Here is a 15717-nt window from a genome sequence, read left to right on the forward strand (position 1 = left end):
CCCCTTAATGGTGGTGGTGGTGGGCGTGCTCATTCAAGTTGACGATTGGCAACTTAACTTGCTGCGACTTCTGCCCATCAAAGTGCAATTCGCAGGTCACAGTTTCACCCGCAAGTGGTTGTTTAGTCAGTTGCAATAACATCAGATGGTCACGACCTTGGTGCAGTGTAATCTGCTCTCCCTTAGGAAGGGTAATCTTTTCGATGCGACGCATCTTCATCAAACCATTTTCTGTGAACATAGTGTGGATCTCGGTACGCCCAGCAATGTCACAATCGGCGCCAATCAGAGCCGTATCGCTGTCTTGGCTGGTCAAAACCATGTAGGCAGCCGTGTTAGGCACCCCAGGTGGCATCTCACGAACCTGCGGCTGTTCAACGCTCACCTCAGCCAAACTGGAAAAGCTAACCGCAGTCAGGAGCGCTGACCAAGCAAACAGTTGTTTGAATTTCATTTTGATTCCCTTACACTTCCTTGGTACATATTTTGTTCACCTTCCATGGAGAGGAGAGGTTATGGCTTCCCAAATCGACATCAGTGTCGACGGTCATGTCATGGTACTGACCATCAACCGCCCCGACAAGCGTAATGCACTGACACAACAGATGTATACCGAGCTTCGTAACCAACTGTTAGCGGCGGACGAAGACGATAATATTCGAGCTTATTTAATTCGAGGTCAGCAAGACTGCTTCACTGCGGGTAACGACCTGTCCAACTTTGTCGAAGGTGAGTTTGGTGAATCCAATCAAGCGGTCAAGTTCATCAAGGTGCTGCCCAAACTGCGCAAGCCTTTGATTGCCGCGGTGGGAGGCAGCGCCGTCGGTGTAGGCGTAACCCTGTTGCCCCATTGCGACATGGTGATCGCCGCCGATAACGCCAAATTTGCCATGCCGTTTGTTAACTTAGGCATCGTACCAGAAGCGGGCTCCAGTACCCTGATTCCCCAAATGTGTGGCGGCCCTCTGGCAGCAGAGCTGCTTCTGCTAGGCGAACCTTTCGACGTGGAAAAGGCCAAGCAAGTAGGCTTAGTCAATCACAGCTGTGCCCCTGAAGAGCTGATAACGCTGGCCATGGAATACGCCCAGAAATTTGCCAGTCGCCCGCCTCAAGCGATGCAGCACGCCAAAGCCCTGCTTAAACTCTCTCAGCCTCAACTGAGTTCGGTGCTGCAAACCGAATTTGATGGCTTAGCCCAGCGACTCTCAAGTCAGGAAACCCAAGCCCTATTCGCAGCCCTGCTGAAACGCAGTCAGTGAATTAGGTGGCGAGGCCTCCTAGGAGGGCTAGCGGAAGCCTCGCCGATTACCGTTTCCAGTGCCAGTACCCACCCCAGGTAATTAGCACAAGTAAGACAATCAGTGCCCAGTTGCCAAAATCTTGCCACCACCATGCCAGCCACATCGGTTCCACTAGGGTCACCGCGGCAAGGCACAGCAGTAAAATTAGTAATATGAACGGCATTTGCGCTTCGGCATCAAGAATGCCGCCACCGCATATACCAAGGTCGCCGTGATGGGCTCAAACATCGCGAAGGCGATAAACACCACTCGGCACCAGAACAGGCTCAGCCCTAAATAGCCGCACAAACCTGCAAACATCCCTGTCAACCAACCTTTATTTGTATCTCGCGTTAACTTGTTCATCTTCTCTCCCTAGTTACCACTCTTGATAACACCACACCCCCACTGCGGTCAGTAGCCAGCCTAGAACCGGCAATGCGCATAACAATAACGGGGTAAAACTGGCTATCACTCCTCATCACCGATGGCAGTAGATGCCGTCAGTTTCGGCTCAGACTTCACCAAAACCAGCTCCGGCTCAACGCTGTACAACCCAACCGCGCTGTACAAACGAACGTCCTGTTTCAGTTGCTGATTCATGGAGTAATTGACCTGTTCAATCTGTTTGTTCAGTTGCTGCTGAACTCCATCGCGGGCTTCCTGTTTTACGTCAGCGACGCTGTAACCACTGAACAACATGGAACCTAAAAACAGAGCGACAATGGATTTGGTGTTAGATACGGTTTTCATGGCTTCTTCCTCGGTTAAGTTAAATACACCCTTGACTATTCAATGGGCGTGCCAAGTTTTTAAGCCAATGTATTTAAAGGAGAAAGCTTGTTTTCGGTAGGCGTTAAAAATGGAGCAACAGCGGGATGTTAATGAAAAGTAGCGATCCTCACCAACCCTTAGTGAAAATCGCTAGCGATCGAAATAAAGGGGCAGTAATCCCGAGTAATTAGCCAGCGGCAACGCCGGTGGCTAATGCCAGCTCCACCATCTCATTGAAGCTGCTCTGACGCTCGTCGGCACTGGTCTCCTCCGTATGCAGCAGGTGATCGGACACGGTTAAAATGGTCAACGCCTGTACCCTTTGTTCAGCGGCGATGGCATAGAGAGCGGCGGCCTCCATCTCAACGGCCAACACCCCCATACGCTGCATCGCTGGCAGCAGTGCTGCATCTCGACCATAGAACAGATCGTTGGTGAATACGTTGCCAAAACGCGCGTTAAGATCACGCTGTTTCGCCTGCTGATAACAGGCTGCGGTCAGCTCAAAATCAGGAACCGCGGCATAATCATAACCGGCAAACCGAGTGCGGTTGGTCAATGATGCCGTCCCCGCCCCAGTCGCTACCACCAGATCGCGAAGCTTAAGATCATCGGCAACACCGCCGCAGCTGCCAATTCGAATCAACCTCTTCACCCCGTAGTGACGAATCAACTCTTCGGCATAAATAGAGATGGATGGAATTCCCATGCCGTGGCCCATGACCGATACTCTATGTCCTTGGTAGTAGCCGGTAAATCCAAGCATGTTGCGCACATCCGTCACCTGAACCGCATCTTCCAAAAAGGCATTAGCAATGTACTCGGCGCGCAGTGGATCTCCTGGAAACAGCACCAGTTCTGCAAAATCACCAACATTGGCATTAATGTGTGGAGTCATGATTATTTCCTCTTTTCATCAGTACGCTCAGCAGTGTAAAAAGGAAAACTCACTGGCCATGAGGACAATTGTCCCCCTATACCAATTCCATTAAGAATGTGGTCAGCTAAGGGAGTAGAACAGATCGGTTTAAGCAAGCAATAGCAGTCCGTTCTAGATTGGAATTGGCATCAAGGAGTCATCAACACGTGGGGCAATCACCACTTCAACAAGCCATCGCCCAAGGGCACCAACAACTGATTGACGCCATCGAAGCGATGTCGTTACCGAGTCAGGTTTTCGAGCCGGACACGCCGATGTTACGTCAGGGACAGTCCATCGATCCTCTGTACTGGATCGACCAAGGGGAGTTCACCCTGCATTACGCCGCTAAAAACGGCAAAGAGTTTGGAATTGGAATCTGGCGGGTCGAGAAACGACTATTTGGCGAAATCGAACTGCTCACCGGTGAATGCTGCCAATTTGACGTGGTGCCATTGGAGCCGGTAACGGTACGTAAGCTGCCCAGAGCCCAATTTGAGAAGTTACTACTCAGTGAGCCCAACATCGCTTTGTGGCTCAGTAATCAGATGGCCTGCCACTATCAGCAGCAGATGCACAGTGCCATTCGTCGTAGCCTCTACCCTTTGGCGCACAACATTGCAGAGGATCTTCTAAAGCGAGAGCAGCAGGGACTGGCTGACATGAAGGGCTATCAAGAGGCAGCCCGCTTTGGCTGCGGTCAGCGGGTGTATCGCCGAGTCATCGCCCAGCTAATAAGGCAAGGCTTGATAGAGAAACGTCAGGGGCAGTTGGCGATCACCGATCGCCAACGATTAACTGAGTTTTTAGAAGAGACGGCCAATCCGCTTTAGTTAAGCTCAAGCTCTTTTGGCTCACCCACGTGGGCCATCGCCTCCAGAAGTAGCTGTGGCTGAGCGTCTTTTAGGTGGGCTTTCTCAGACAGAGTACGTCGCCAATTACGAGCGCCCGGTAAGCCATTAAACAGCCCCAACATATGGCGAGTTACGTGGTTTACTCGACCACCGTTGGCCAGATGGCGTTCAACGTAGGGCACCATGGCTTCTACTACGGCACGGCGATCAACCGTCGGCGTGCTATCACCGTAGATCTCACTGTCCACAGAGGCCAACAGGTAGGGATTCTGGTACGCCTCTCGGCCAACCATCACACCATCTAAGTGCTGTAGGTGCCCTTGACACTCCTCAATGGTCTTGATGCCGCCATTTACAGCGATGGTTAGCTGAGGGTAATCCCGCTTAATCTGGTAGGCTCGGTCGTAATCCAAAGGCGGAATCTCGCGGTTCTCTTTCGGGCTTAAGCCAGACAACCAAGCTTTACGAGCGTGAATGGTGAAATCCTGACAACCGGCGGCAGACACAATGTCGATAAATCGAGTCAAAAACTCATAGCTGTCCTGCTCGTCGATGCCAATGCGAGTCTTCACGGTTACCGGCAGGTCCACCACTGATTTCATGGCATCCACACATTCAGCAACCAGTTCAGGCTCGGCCATCAAACAGGCACCGAAGCGGCCGTTTTGAACCCGATCCGAAGGGCAACCGACGTTCAAGTTTATCTCATCATAGCCTCGCTCGCTGGCCAACTTGGCACAATGGGCCAGCTCACTTGGATTGCTGCCTCCCAACTGCAGTGCCACCGGATGCTCCTGCTGGTTATACTCCAAAAAATCTCCACGGCCATGGATGATGGCACCAGTAGTCACCATCTCGGTGTAGAGCAGAGTATTGCGAGAAAGCAGACGCGCAAAGTAGCGATAGTGTCTGTCAGTCCAATCCAGCATCGGGGCCACGGAAAATCGGCAGTTGTGTTCAGCGTAACTCAAAGCGCACCTGTGTTTGTTCAAGAAAACCACGGCTCTGTTGAAGAGCATTTCGGGGGCGGGATTATAGCAGAGCATCCCCCGGTAAAGACACGACTTAAACGAACATTTTTTCGCCACCAATAATGATGCGAAATTGTAATTACTTAGCCGCCAATAGAGGTCACCAAGACTTTGCGTTTGCCGCCATGGTCCCGGTGCTCTCCCAGATAGATCCCTTGCCAAGTACCCAGACCCAAGCGTCCTTGACGTACCGGCAGCATCAGAGAGGTGCCCAAAATACTGCTTTTGATGTGGGCGGGCATGTCGTCATCCCCTTCATAGTCATGCTGAAAATAAGGGGTGCCGTCAGCAACAAGGCGATCGAAGAAACGACTGAAGTCGCCACGAACCGTCGGGTCGCAATTCTCATTGAGAGTTAGGCTGGCCGACGTGTGCTGCAACTGAAGATGCAGCAACCCGGAGCCGATCTCAGACAGAGGCAACTGCCGCTCCAACTCATCACTGATCAGATGAAAGCCGCGAGGCCGCTCTGCCAAGGTAATCATAAACTGCTTCATGTGCTGCTCCTCAAACTCGAACTAGTTCGTCCCCTATTTAAACCCTCCTTTTGAGGGATGGGACTCAATCACGCCCCCTCGTATGTTAGCCACACTCAGCGGTCATGGAACTTGGCTGCGCATAATAACAATTGGGTTGAGACTTTGATATGGGACGTCTTTTCTGGCTGGTTTTGGCCTGCACTCTCCTATTTATCGCTCCGGTCAAAAGCAGTGACATCGAGCTCGATGGCATTGTGGTGGACCGCACCCTCACTCGATTTGGTAAAGAGTTCCTCTACTACTACTCCGGCTACTGGCGCGACCTGCCCAACACGCAAGGGTTTATTGTCACCGTTCATGAAACCGTGTACCCCCAAGCTGGCACCAAACTGTGGATAGAGGTCAACCAACAGAAGGTGTTCGAAACCTACTTTGGACGCCGCTACAACAACATCAAAGAGAAAGCCGATCAGGGAATGTTGGCCACCATCGACAAGGTGACGGAGATCAAGGCCAACATCATGCTCGGAAAATCTGAACAGCAATGGTAAGGCAAGGAGCGGCTATGAAATCTCGTTTGCTTATCACGTTTATTGGCGTGAGCATCAGCTATGGCAGCCAGGCAACCCAACTGAGCTACCAACCCATCAACCCCAGCTTTGGGGGTAACCCGTTAAATGGCAGTTTTCTGCTCAGCAAGGCTCAGTCGCAGAACGACCATACCGTCGACCGTCCAGAGACCAGTTTTGTCGAGCGCTTTCAAGAATCACTCGAACGCAATCTGCTGTACAGCCTGACCCGAGAGATCACCAACGGCGATTTTACCGCTGGTACCTATAACACCGGTGATTACATTGTTGAGGTGCTCGACACCGATCCGGTCAACATCATCGTTCGCATTACCGACATCGCCACCGGTGAGGTGACTGAAATCGTGATGCCGAGGGTGGAATACTGATGAGAGCCCTAACCCTATTTTTCGCCGCACTCACCTTGAGTGGGTGTGCCGCTATTAATAAGCCGGATATCTTTACCGAAGCGGCAGAGATCGACCCCATCAGCCCAGAAATGCTGGCACTACAACAGCAGCCAACACCTAAATTTGCCATTCCGGTGGCCGTTTACGCTTTTCGCGATCAAACCGGGCAATACAAGCCTCAAGCTAACGTCAGCTCGTTCTCGACTGCCGTTACCCAAGGCGCCACCTCCATGCTGGTGCAAACCCTGCTCAATACCGGCTGGTTTGATCCGGTAGAACGGGAAGGTTTGCAGAACTTGCTGACCGAGCGAAAGATCATCCGCCAGCAACAAGATAAAGATCAGGAACTGCCGACCTTGGCCCATGCGCGGCTGCTGTTTGAAGGTGGCATCATCGCCTATGACACCGATACCAGCACCGGCGGCATCGGTCTTGAATACTATGGCATTGGCGTCTCTGAACTGTTCCGTAAAGATCAGATCACCCTCTATCTAAGAGCTGTGGATGCTCACACGGGCAAGGTTCTTATCTCTGTTTCCGCCACCAAACAGATCTTCAGTCAGGAGCTCAGAGCCGGCTTTTTCCGCTATTTAAGCCTAAACCGCCTTGCTGAGGCCGAAACGGGATACACCACCAATGAGCCAGTACAGCTTTGCGTTAAGCAAGCCTTGGAAGCGGCCGTAATTGAGATCATTGAACGTGGCCAGCAAAAAGGATATTGGAGCAGCACCTAAGCCAAAAAGTTGCCCATTTTGGCGGCCAAAGGGCCGCCTTTTTTGTGTCCGATTTTGGCGAATAACTTTGACGGATAAAATCCCGAATTAGGCCAGAGCGCTCAAGCTAACCCTACCGAACTAGCCCATCAATTCGCCCCAATCACCCACAGGAAAAAACCAACTAAAAACAAATACTTAATCAGATTAAGTTGCATATATAAAACCCGCCAAATCGGCTATGGCTGACAAAGAACCCCCGCCTTAGCATAGGGACTCACTTAGATGAGGTTGCCATGAAAACTCTGATCGCTCTGCTGTTTTTTGTCTGCATCCCGAGCCTGGCTCAAGACCTGTCATTACCCCTACAGGTGTTGCTGTCAGATCGCTCTGTCGGGAGTTTGCTAGCGCACGAGCACAACAACCGTATTGACCTTAGTCAACTGGGCAATCGCAATTACGCAGAGCTGTCTCAGAATGGTTCAGGCAACCTCATCGCCCTTTTGCAAGATGGAGACAATCAGCAGGTCACCATCACTCAGCAAGGACAGGGAAACCGTGTCGCGGCACTGCAGATAGGCCAAGGCCATCAACTGAGCATTGACCAAATTGGCAATGACAATCTGGCCTACCTAGGGCAATTCGGTGTCGGAAATAAGCTCGAAATTCAGCAACTCGGAGACGCCAATTTAGTGGATGTGGGCGTCTTCTCTCCACAACCTATGGATTCTGCTCTGTCCATTAAGCAAACAGGCAACATGCAGGATCTGATTATCGGTATCTATTAACCCCCTTAGAGGATCTAGATGATGAAACATGGAATGAAGTTATCAATTTTGGCACTAGCCCTAGCAGGCACAGGTTTTGGTGCAATTGCCGCAGACGAAATTACCGTTACCCAAACCGGTGACCGTAACGGTATGAACTACGACTCTCTGGGCGGTAACACCGCAACCGTTGAGCAAGTTGGTAACGATAACGCCATCTTTACCGGCGAATTTACCGGAGCCGGAAACACAGCCACCATGACGCAAAGCGGTGATGCCAACGAGATCTTCTTGAATGACAACTCGGGTACCATCGGCGCTGATAACACCTTCACTTTGAACCAAGCTGGTCAAGCTGGGCTGGGTAAAGGAGAGGGTCAACTCCTTGAAATTGAAACCAGTGGCGTCAACAACACCATCGATTCTTTGCAGCAAGCTGACAGCTCGATTAGCACAGACCGCAACCAAATCACCGTTAACTTAGGCGGCGATAGCAACATGCTGGATCTGGATCAGAACGGTGCCGACAACAGCCAAACCATCTCTGCACTGGATTACCAGAACTCCGAAATCACCGTAAACCAAACTGGCGAAGGCAACATCACCACCCTGACTTCTGCCATTAACGTTACCAACAACTCGCTATTTAGCTCTGTACAAAGTGGCCAAGGCAACAACGTAACAGGTGCGATGACCAGCGCAGACAACGCCTCAATCAGTTCCGTACAGTACGGCGCCTCCAACATGGTTAACGCCACGGGACGCAACCTGAGCAATACCAACATCACCTTTAATCAAGGTGTTGATGGCGATAATAGCGCAAGCAATATTGCAACAGCCTCAGCTCAAAGCGTGAGTGATAGCACCCTGACCAGCACCCAGGTTGGTACTAGCAATACCTTGGACATTGATGTGTTTGCTTCAGACAACATCACCTATGACCTGAATCAAGATGGTGCAGGAAACCGCATCGACTACGCCAGCTCATACTTCTCAAGTGACAGCAGCCTAACCGTAGATCAAAACGGCAATGGCAACTTAACGTTCATTATTGCGGATGGTGTTGGTAACGACTTTAACTTGACTCAAAATGGCGACAGCAACGATGCTCGACTGTTGGACAGTGAGTTTGCCGGTAACCAAAGCGTCACCCTAAACGTTACCCAGAACAGTACCGCGGAAACCGCGGGTAATGATCTCATTCTGGATCAAAGCAATGTTAACTTGGCCACCGTCGACTTCACTCAGACTGGCGACCAGAACACCGCGAATGTGGCACTTAAAAATGCAAACGATCTGGACGTTGACGTAATTCAAGACGGTGAGATGAACAGCTTGAGCCTGATTGCACGTAATGGCCAAGCACTCATTGATATTGAACAGCTGGGCACCAATAACGGCATCTTCGCCGCTGACGGTAGCGGCGCCTTCATCATGGATGGCGACAACAGCTTAACGGTAACTCAAGATGGCGCGAACAACCGTTTACTGGGTTCTCAAGTGGGCAGCGGCAACAGCATTATGTTGACTCAGTCTGGTGCCGGTGACAACTTGGCTACCGTTACTCAAGACGGCATGGGCAATGTGGCTAACATCACCCAAGGCGGCATGAACAACGCAGCCAACATTACTCAGCTAAACCCATAAGCTGAATGACTAACCCCGAATGAAAAGAGAGGCATTAGCCTCTCTTTTGTATTTCTGCTCACCCAACTCAGTCGCTAATTTAACCCAAGCTTATTCACCAACTCGGTTCGATTTCGGGTCTCAGTCTTCCTGAAGATGGAAGCCAGGTGCGCCTTCACCGTGTACTCACTGATAAACAGCTTACGAGCAATCTCTTTGTTGCGATTCCCCAGAGCCACCAGCCTAGCTACGGCTTGCTCACGGGTGGTAAGAATGTCCTGACGCTGGCGCTTATTGGTTCGCGCATGAAACACCACCAGTTGCTCCACCGCTTGCTCCAAAATCGATCTTGAATACCAGAGCTCCCCTGAAATTAGAGCCTGCAAAGCCGATAGAGACAGATCAATTCGATCCGACTGGTACAGCACCCCTTTAATGCCGAGCGTCAATAACTGCACCGGCTCAACATGATGCTTTTCCACCCCATAAAGCGCGAACGCTTTTTGAGGGAGCTCCTGCTGGATCCAGTCCACAAGCTCACCTGATGCTTCGAAACAGACCGATTGTTCCACCATCATCAAAACACCAGCACAATTTGTGGCTAAATGGTGAATGGCTTCAGGCTCTGACAGTATTTCAACGTCAACCCCCAAGGTTTCACACAGCTTGGGAACTGAAGCCCCTTCGCCCTGCCCTTGGACAAAAATCACTTTATGGTAGTCACCGATCATGGGCCATTCCTTAGCACTAGGACACAACTGACATTGTTAATGATTCGTTAATAGGGGACATACGCTAATGGAAATTTGCATGCAATTCAATGGATCTCGGTCATAAGGCCAACTTGATCACATCGACAACTGGATGAAAGCGTTCTATACGTTAATGACTACGCTTTAATCTATGGATGGATACAATGCGTTGGATAAAAGCAGTGATCCCTTGGCTGATGCTGGGCTGCACCCCACAGCAGGTGACTCACTCTCCCTCCCTCGATATCAATCGACTCAATCAGGCGAAACACCACAGTGTGCTACCCATTCCAGAGCCTGAACCAGCCAATCTCTCACTGGCCAGACTTGGATGGCAACTATTTCAAGATCCTAGACTTTCCAGTAACAATGCAATCAGCTGCGCAACCTGCCATGAACTGCACCACTATGGTGCCCAATCATCCATGGTCTCCACTGGGGTCAATGGCCTTGGCGAGCGCAACAGCCCCACGGTGTTTAACTCCAGTCTAAATCCAATGCAGTTCTGGGATGGGCGAGCATTCAACTTACACACTCAAATAGACGGGCCGGTGCACAATCCAGTAGAGATGGACAGCAACTGGCCAGATATCGTGATCAAGCTACAACAGGACTCGGAGCTCAAGTCCCAATTTCAACGGCTTTATTCCGATGGCATCACCGAAGCCAACATCAAGCACGCCATCGATTACTTTGAGTCACAACTGCTAACGCCAAACTCCCGTTTCGATCAATTCCTCAAGGGCGAAATCAGATTAAGCAGCGATGAACTGCAAGGCTGGCAACAATTTCAAGACATCGGCTGCATCAACTGCCACCAAGGGGTAAATTTTGGCGGCAATCTATACCAATCCTTTGGCCTAACCCACCGCATCGATGCAAAAAACAATGACTCTGGGCTGTATAGCGTCAGCAAGGACCCACGAGACAACCACGTATTTCGCGTTCCTAGCCTGAGAAACATCGCTGAAACGGCTCCCTACTTTCATGATGGCTCCATTGCCGGACTCAGCGATGCCGTCGAGTTGATGGCCATCAGCCAATTGGGCGTCACCCTCACCTCCAATCAGCGCCACAACCTCACTCAGTTTCTCCATACCCTTACGGCGCCTAAGCCCAAAATTTTGGAGGAACTCCAATGATCGGGCTTCACCGAATCATTGCTGTTGTTTTCGCAACCTTAGCCATCGCTATCGTTCTACTTTGGACCAATAGATATCAGCAAAATAAAGAATTGGACCAACAACTTGCAGCCATTAAAACCAGTCAGTTTTTAGTCAGTACCGCCATCAGTGAGCTCAATGAGCTGAACACCAACAGCCGAGATAACGTCGACCTCAGTGGTTGGCTGACTCACTACTTACGACAGCAGCTGCAAACGGCGGCCCTCAGCCAGCCCCAAATGAGCCAGGTTAGGACAAAACTGCAACTGTTCATCGATAATTTTGGCGCGCTTGTTCGTCACCATGTCGCCATAAAAGTACAGACAACAGCCCTAGCTCAGCAGCGGCGTAGCGTTCAAGTTTCAGGACAAGACCGACAGAAACTGTCGGCATTCTGGTTGGAGCACGATTACCTCAATGACGCTCAGCTCAGCAATCAACAACGACTAACACTGCTAAAAGTGCTTCCACCGCTGATCCAAACTCGAATTGTCGCCCACGGCAATGCGCTGCAAAGGGAGCTAGCCCTGTACCGTTCTCGGCTTGGCCAACTGCAGCAAGCCCAAGTGCCGATGGCCCTGCAGGAGCACTTTTCCCTAATTGAAAAGCAGAAAGTCACCAACGCCAGCCGCCAAGGTTGGTTAGGGGCTGCCCTATTGGCCCTGCTGCTGGGCGCAATTGGCCTGGACCTTATCAGACGATTGCAACAAGAGCGTGAACTCAATAGAGAATTGAAACGCGTTACTGAATTAAAAACCCTGTTTTTAGCCACCATGAGTCATGAGATGCGCACGCCTCTCAACGCCATCAGTGGCTTCAGTGATCTATTAAAACAGAGTCAACTGGACCGCACCCAACATGAGCAGGTAGAGCACATTGGCCAAGCCTCAACCACCTTGCTGAGCCTAGTCAATGACATCATGGATCACACCAAGCTTAAGGCGGGTAAATTAGAATTAGACAACGCTGATTTCGCCGTGGACGATCTGTTAGACGAACTGCATCATCTGTTTGAAAAACAATGCAAAGATAAAAAACTCGAACTTTGGGTACACTGCGATCCCAAAATTCCCCGCATCATACATAGCGATCGTTTTCGGCTTCATCAAGTACTGTGTAACCTTTTGAGCAACGCCTGTAAGTTTACCGAGGCTGGCCACATTGAACTTAAAATAGTTCACCATGGCACCAATCAACTCAGAATCTGCGTTATCGACACCGGCATTGGCATCAGCGAGAGCGCTCAAGCCCATCTTTTTGATGCCTTTACTCAGGCAGACTCCAGTATCTCTCGACGATTTGGCGGCAGCGGCTTAGGCTTGGCAATCAGCCACAGTTTAGTGGAGCTTTTAGGCGGTAAGCTCACTGTTTCAAGCCAGCCCAATGTTGGCAGTCGGTTTGAGTTCACCTTGCCAATGGAAACGCCCGATGCAGGGCATCAGCCCAATAAAGGTCTGGTACTGTTGCTTGGTGCCAACACCACTCGCACGCGAGCCCTTAAAGACATTCTTAGCCGCCATCACTACCGCGTCATTGACCACTATACCGACCAAAGTCCGCCACCGAATGTGGTACTCACTACCTCGGCAAATACTTATCAACAGTGGCAACAACTCAGGTCGCAGTTTCGCGTTGAGGATAAAATTCGTGTATTCCGGTTAGACTCAGAGGAGACGCCCAACTCCGGTGACGTTTCCGTTCCGTTGCCCATTAGCCCTAACGCACTGATCTCTTTGGTCTCTAAACCTGATAGCCCCGCCCAACTTGAGTCAAGTCAACAGGACAACCCTTTACAAGGACAACAAATTCTCATCGTGGACGACGTCATGACCAATCGCCTCGTCGCTAAACAGATCGCCTCCAAAATGGGTGCCTTGGTTGAGGTGACCGACAGCGGAGCAGGCGCCATAAAACTGCTCACGACCCGAGAATTCGATTTGATGTTACTGGACATTCAGATGCCAGAGATGGATGGCTACGAAACCTGCCGCTTGATTCGCCAGCGTTATCCTCAGCACCGGAGCATGCCGATCGTCGCCTTAACCGCCAATGTGATGTCTCAACGAGACCCCAACCTCAAAGCGTGCGGCTTTACTGGCTGCATCACCAAGCCCATCACTCGCCAACACCTGCTGGATGGCATTAGCACTCTGTGCCCTGAGCTCATCACCGCTCAGCCTCCCGAGAGCGAGCTTGTTGCCGATTCGCAGCAACCTTAACGCACAAAAAAGGGGAGCCCTAGCCGGCTCCCCAAAAACTCAGGAAAACTCATTGAGATAACCTAAGATGGCGCGATACCAACCCTCTTAGGTAACGCCCGCATTAGAACGCGTAGTTGTATTCAACCCAGTAGCTGTCGTCCTTTGCAGTGCTGTAGTATGCGCGGATGTTTTGCTTGTCAGTCACTTGGTAAGCGAAGGACACTTCGGTCACGTCTGCATCCAACTGCAAACCGCCTTCCATGATGCTGTCTTCCCAAGACTTACCGCTCAGCTCTTTGGTGTACTGGTAGCTAGACAGCATCCAAATCTTATCGGTGATGCTCCACTTCACGTACACCATACCGGTGGCGATGGTAGACGCGATATCCACCCCTTCACTTTGGATTTTCTGAGCCATGCCCTGCTCAGGGGTCATAACTAAGTCTTCAGTGTTATCTTCAACGATCACGCCACCCACGTACAGGATTGGCCAGATCAACAGGCTGTCGCCCACAGGAATGGTCGCAACTGGACCAGTTTGAATCACAGACATGGTGCCGAAGAATGGGTGATCAGCCAGTACCGCATCCACAGACCAACCCAGACCATTTTTGGTGTTGATGGTGCCGTAACGTAGACGATAAGAACGGTTGTCTGCTTCGTCATTCATTCTTGGAACCGGACCTACGCCAGGTACCATATCGAAACCGCCAGAGAACTTAGGAGACTTATCTTTTTCGTTAAAGATGTTCTTCACTTCGAACAGAATACCGGTCTTCTGAGCATACTCACCTTTGTCTTCTGACAGAGCACGCATCCCTTTCAGGTTGGCACCTTCACTACCATAAGAAAGGCCCAAGTAGTTGTATACCTCAGTAGGGTTACCCATATCAGGGGCTTCTTCAGCAACAGCAGACAAACTCAGCATCGCTAGGGCAACAGCAGTTAACTTTTTCATCATATGCTCCAAGTACTTATTAAGTAGAAATGTTTTTAATTTTTAAGCCGTCGCCTTTGACAGCTTGTAAGCGCGCCACTTGGCGCCATACACCTGAACAAACAAGATGGAGTTCAGGACAAAACTCAGCGCACCAATCGCTAGCATCAATTCGTCATTACGAGGAAGCATCACCACGTTACTTTCGTACATGGCCGGATTGGTGAAGTAATACATAAAGGACAGGGCTAAGGTGAAAGCGCGAGCTTGCAACCAAGTACCCTTAGTAATTAACAGAGATGGAATGGTCGCTGCGGTCAGTACCATAAACTGAGCCGTAGCAGAGCCAGGGAAGTTCAAATAAACAAAGGCGAAGTTCCAAACGTCATAGGCAATAATCCAGAACGTGGTCATTGCCGGCCAGATCATATCTTTCTCTTTGGTTTTCGCCGCTTGAATATGCGCCCATCCAGTTAGAGTAATAATCGAGAAGATGCCACCAATTGCATTTAATACGTTGGCGGTGTAACCCATACTGAAATCTTGAGTTACCGCCTCAGCAATATTAAGCGCAAGGAAACCTGCGGCACCGAATTTCGCCCATTTGTATTCGCCAACTTTGGTGTATCGAATCAAAGTAAACAGAACACAAGCACCAACTACCGAGTAGAGCTTGACCCATTTGAACCAATAGCTCACTCCATAGCTGGCCCACAGTGGTATCAGTACAATGGGCAGGACGAAAAAGATAACCACCGTGGGCCATTTGAATCGGCGACAAACTTCGTTCATCACCATTAACCCGATCAAGACAAAGAGAACGTGGGCATAAGCGCGTAATTCAACGTATTTATGACCAATGAACTTCTTATTGTCTTTGGTATAGATAAAGCGGTCGACAGACTGCATCACCATGGATGCGCCGTTAAAGTCTTGGATCTGCTGCTCCGGCTGCGCTTCGATAACCAGTTGGTTACCACTCACAAACCAGCGCAGATCTTCGATGACATTGGCACCACCAAACTGTTTGGTGATGGTGACGTTATCGCCACCAGCAAACTCCATTCGGAAGAACAGGCTGCCCTGTCCTGGGTCACCATCCATCGTGCCCTGCCAAGTTTGCCCCTGCAGTTGGTCAGCAAAATCAATGTCATTTGCCTGAACTGCGGTGAGGCTAAGCATCCAAATCAGAGTGCCCCAAAGCCATGCTTTAACGGTATTCATTATGCTTTATCCTTAACG

Annotated in this window: 18 protein-coding genes; 9 read left to right on the plus strand and 9 right to left on the minus strand. The window is 50.5% G+C overall.

Annotated elements, in window-relative coordinates; all coding sequences use genetic code 11:
* Positions 1–4 precede the first annotated feature (4 nt).
* On the minus strand, positions 5–454 hold the full coding sequence (locus FCL42_RS06690) for a copper chaperone PCu(A)C (protein ID WP_136862618.1): 450 nt from the start codon (positions 452–454) through the stop codon (positions 5–7).
* 61 nt (positions 455–515) lie between these two features.
* Between FCL42_RS06690 and FCL42_RS06695 the strand changes: the two genes are divergently transcribed.
* Positions 516–1259 carry an enoyl-CoA hydratase/isomerase family protein gene (locus FCL42_RS06695; RefSeq protein WP_136862619.1) on the plus strand — a complete coding sequence of 248 codons (744 nt, stop codon included), beginning with the start codon at positions 516–518 and terminating at the stop codon, positions 1257–1259.
* Between the two features lie 186 nt (positions 1260–1445).
* On the opposite strand, the gene FCL42_RS06700 is transcribed toward FCL42_RS06695, so the two are convergent.
* The 3 genes from FCL42_RS06700 to deoD all read right to left on the minus strand — a co-directional run bounded on the left by FCL42_RS06700 (position 1446) and on the right by deoD (position 2955).
* Positions 1446–1646 carry a PspC domain-containing protein gene (locus FCL42_RS06700; RefSeq protein WP_136862620.1) on the minus strand — a complete coding sequence of 67 codons (201 nt, stop codon included), beginning with the start codon at positions 1644–1646 and terminating at the stop codon, positions 1446–1448.
* Positions 1647–1751: 105 nt separating this feature from the next.
* Complete coding sequence (locus FCL42_RS06705) at positions 1752–2033, minus strand: hypothetical protein (protein WP_136862621.1); 282 nt, start codon at positions 2031–2033, stop codon at positions 1752–1754.
* Between the two features lie 208 nt (positions 2034–2241).
* Positions 2242–2955 (minus strand): purine-nucleoside phosphorylase, encoded by a 714-nt coding sequence (gene deoD, locus FCL42_RS06710; protein WP_205729238.1) that lies wholly within the window; start codon positions 2953–2955, stop codon positions 2242–2244.
* 185 nt (positions 2956–3140) lie between these two features.
* On the opposite strand from deoD, the gene FCL42_RS06715 reads away from it, so the two are divergent.
* On the plus strand, positions 3141–3806 hold the full coding sequence (locus FCL42_RS06715; RefSeq protein WP_136862623.1) for a Crp/Fnr family transcriptional regulator: 666 nt from the start codon (positions 3141–3143) through the stop codon (positions 3804–3806).
* On the opposite strand, the gene dusA is transcribed toward FCL42_RS06715, so the two are convergent.
* Positions 3803–4798: a tRNA dihydrouridine(20/20a) synthase DusA gene (gene dusA / locus FCL42_RS06720; protein WP_267873232.1), complete on the minus strand. Its 996-nt coding sequence runs from the start codon at positions 4796–4798 to the stop codon at positions 3803–3805. The two genes, FCL42_RS06715 and dusA, sit on opposite strands and share 4 nt — an antisense overlap.
* A 143-nt stretch (positions 4799–4941) precedes the next feature.
* The gene (locus FCL42_RS06725; RefSeq protein WP_136862625.1) at positions 4942–5355 is read right to left on the minus strand and encodes a secondary thiamine-phosphate synthase enzyme YjbQ; all 414 of its coding nucleotides are present in this window, start codon (positions 5353–5355) and stop codon (positions 4942–4944) included.
* 149 nt (positions 5356–5504) lie between these two features.
* Here FCL42_RS06725 and FCL42_RS06730 point away from each other — a divergent pair, with 149 nt between their 5' ends.
* From FCL42_RS06730 to FCL42_RS06750, 5 genes are all read left to right on the plus strand, one after another.
* Positions 5505–5888 (plus strand): curli production assembly/transport protein CsgE, encoded by a 384-nt coding sequence (locus tag FCL42_RS06730; protein WP_136862626.1) that lies wholly within the window; start codon positions 5505–5507, stop codon positions 5886–5888.
* 14 nt (positions 5889–5902) lie between these two features.
* On the plus strand, positions 5903–6295 hold the full coding sequence (locus tag FCL42_RS06735; RefSeq protein ID WP_136862627.1) for a curli assembly protein CsgF: 393 nt from the start codon (positions 5903–5905) through the stop codon (positions 6293–6295).
* Complete coding sequence (locus FCL42_RS06740) at positions 6292–7050, plus strand: CsgG/HfaB family protein (RefSeq protein ID WP_407644367.1); 759 nt, start codon at positions 6292–6294, stop codon at positions 7048–7050. The genes FCL42_RS06735 and FCL42_RS06740 overlap by 4 nt, the downstream gene beginning before the upstream one ends.
* A gap of 275 nt (positions 7051–7325) precedes the next feature.
* Complete coding sequence (locus tag FCL42_RS06745) at positions 7326–7817, plus strand: hypothetical protein (RefSeq protein ID WP_136862629.1); 492 nt, start codon at positions 7326–7328, stop codon at positions 7815–7817.
* 33 nt (positions 7818–7850) lie between these two features.
* Positions 7851–9443, plus strand: coding sequence for a beta strand repeat-containing protein (locus FCL42_RS06750; RefSeq protein ID WP_169308313.1), 1593 nt, complete (start codon positions 7851–7853; stop codon positions 9441–9443).
* Positions 9444–9517: 74 nt separating this feature from the next.
* On the opposite strand, the gene FCL42_RS06755 is transcribed toward FCL42_RS06750, so the two are convergent.
* On the minus strand, positions 9518–10153 hold the full coding sequence (locus FCL42_RS06755; protein ID WP_136862631.1) for a helix-turn-helix transcriptional regulator: 636 nt from the start codon (positions 10151–10153) through the stop codon (positions 9518–9520).
* A 185-nt stretch (positions 10154–10338) separates the two neighbouring features.
* On the opposite strand from FCL42_RS06755, the gene FCL42_RS06760 reads away from it, so the two are divergent.
* Together FCL42_RS06760 and FCL42_RS06765 are read left to right on the plus strand one after the other, a co-directional pair.
* Positions 10339–11316: a cytochrome-c peroxidase gene (locus FCL42_RS06760; protein ID WP_169308314.1), complete on the plus strand. Its 978-nt coding sequence runs from the start codon at positions 10339–10341 to the stop codon at positions 11314–11316.
* Entirely contained in the window at positions 11313–13556 is a 2244-nt protein-coding gene (locus tag FCL42_RS06765) for a hybrid sensor histidine kinase/response regulator (protein WP_136862633.1), read from the plus strand. The genes FCL42_RS06760 and FCL42_RS06765 overlap by 4 nt, the downstream gene beginning before the upstream one ends.
* A 103-nt stretch (positions 13557–13659) precedes the next feature.
* Here the strand turns inward: FCL42_RS06765 and FCL42_RS06770 are convergent, their stop codons facing one another.
* Both FCL42_RS06770 and FCL42_RS06775 read right to left on the minus strand, forming a co-directional pair.
* Complete coding sequence (locus FCL42_RS06770) at positions 13660–14496, minus strand: hypothetical protein (RefSeq protein ID WP_229359798.1); 837 nt, start codon at positions 14494–14496, stop codon at positions 13660–13662.
* 42 nt (positions 14497–14538) lie between these two features.
* Positions 14539–15699: a DUF5692 family protein gene (locus FCL42_RS06775; RefSeq protein WP_205729235.1), complete on the minus strand. Its 1161-nt coding sequence runs from the start codon at positions 15697–15699 to the stop codon at positions 14539–14541.
* Between the last annotated feature and the right edge of the window lie 18 nt (positions 15700–15717).

This window comes from Ferrimonas aestuarii, assembly GCF_005116665.1.
Classification (GTDB): Bacteria; Pseudomonadota; Gammaproteobacteria; order Enterobacterales; family Shewanellaceae; genus Ferrimonas; species Ferrimonas aestuarii.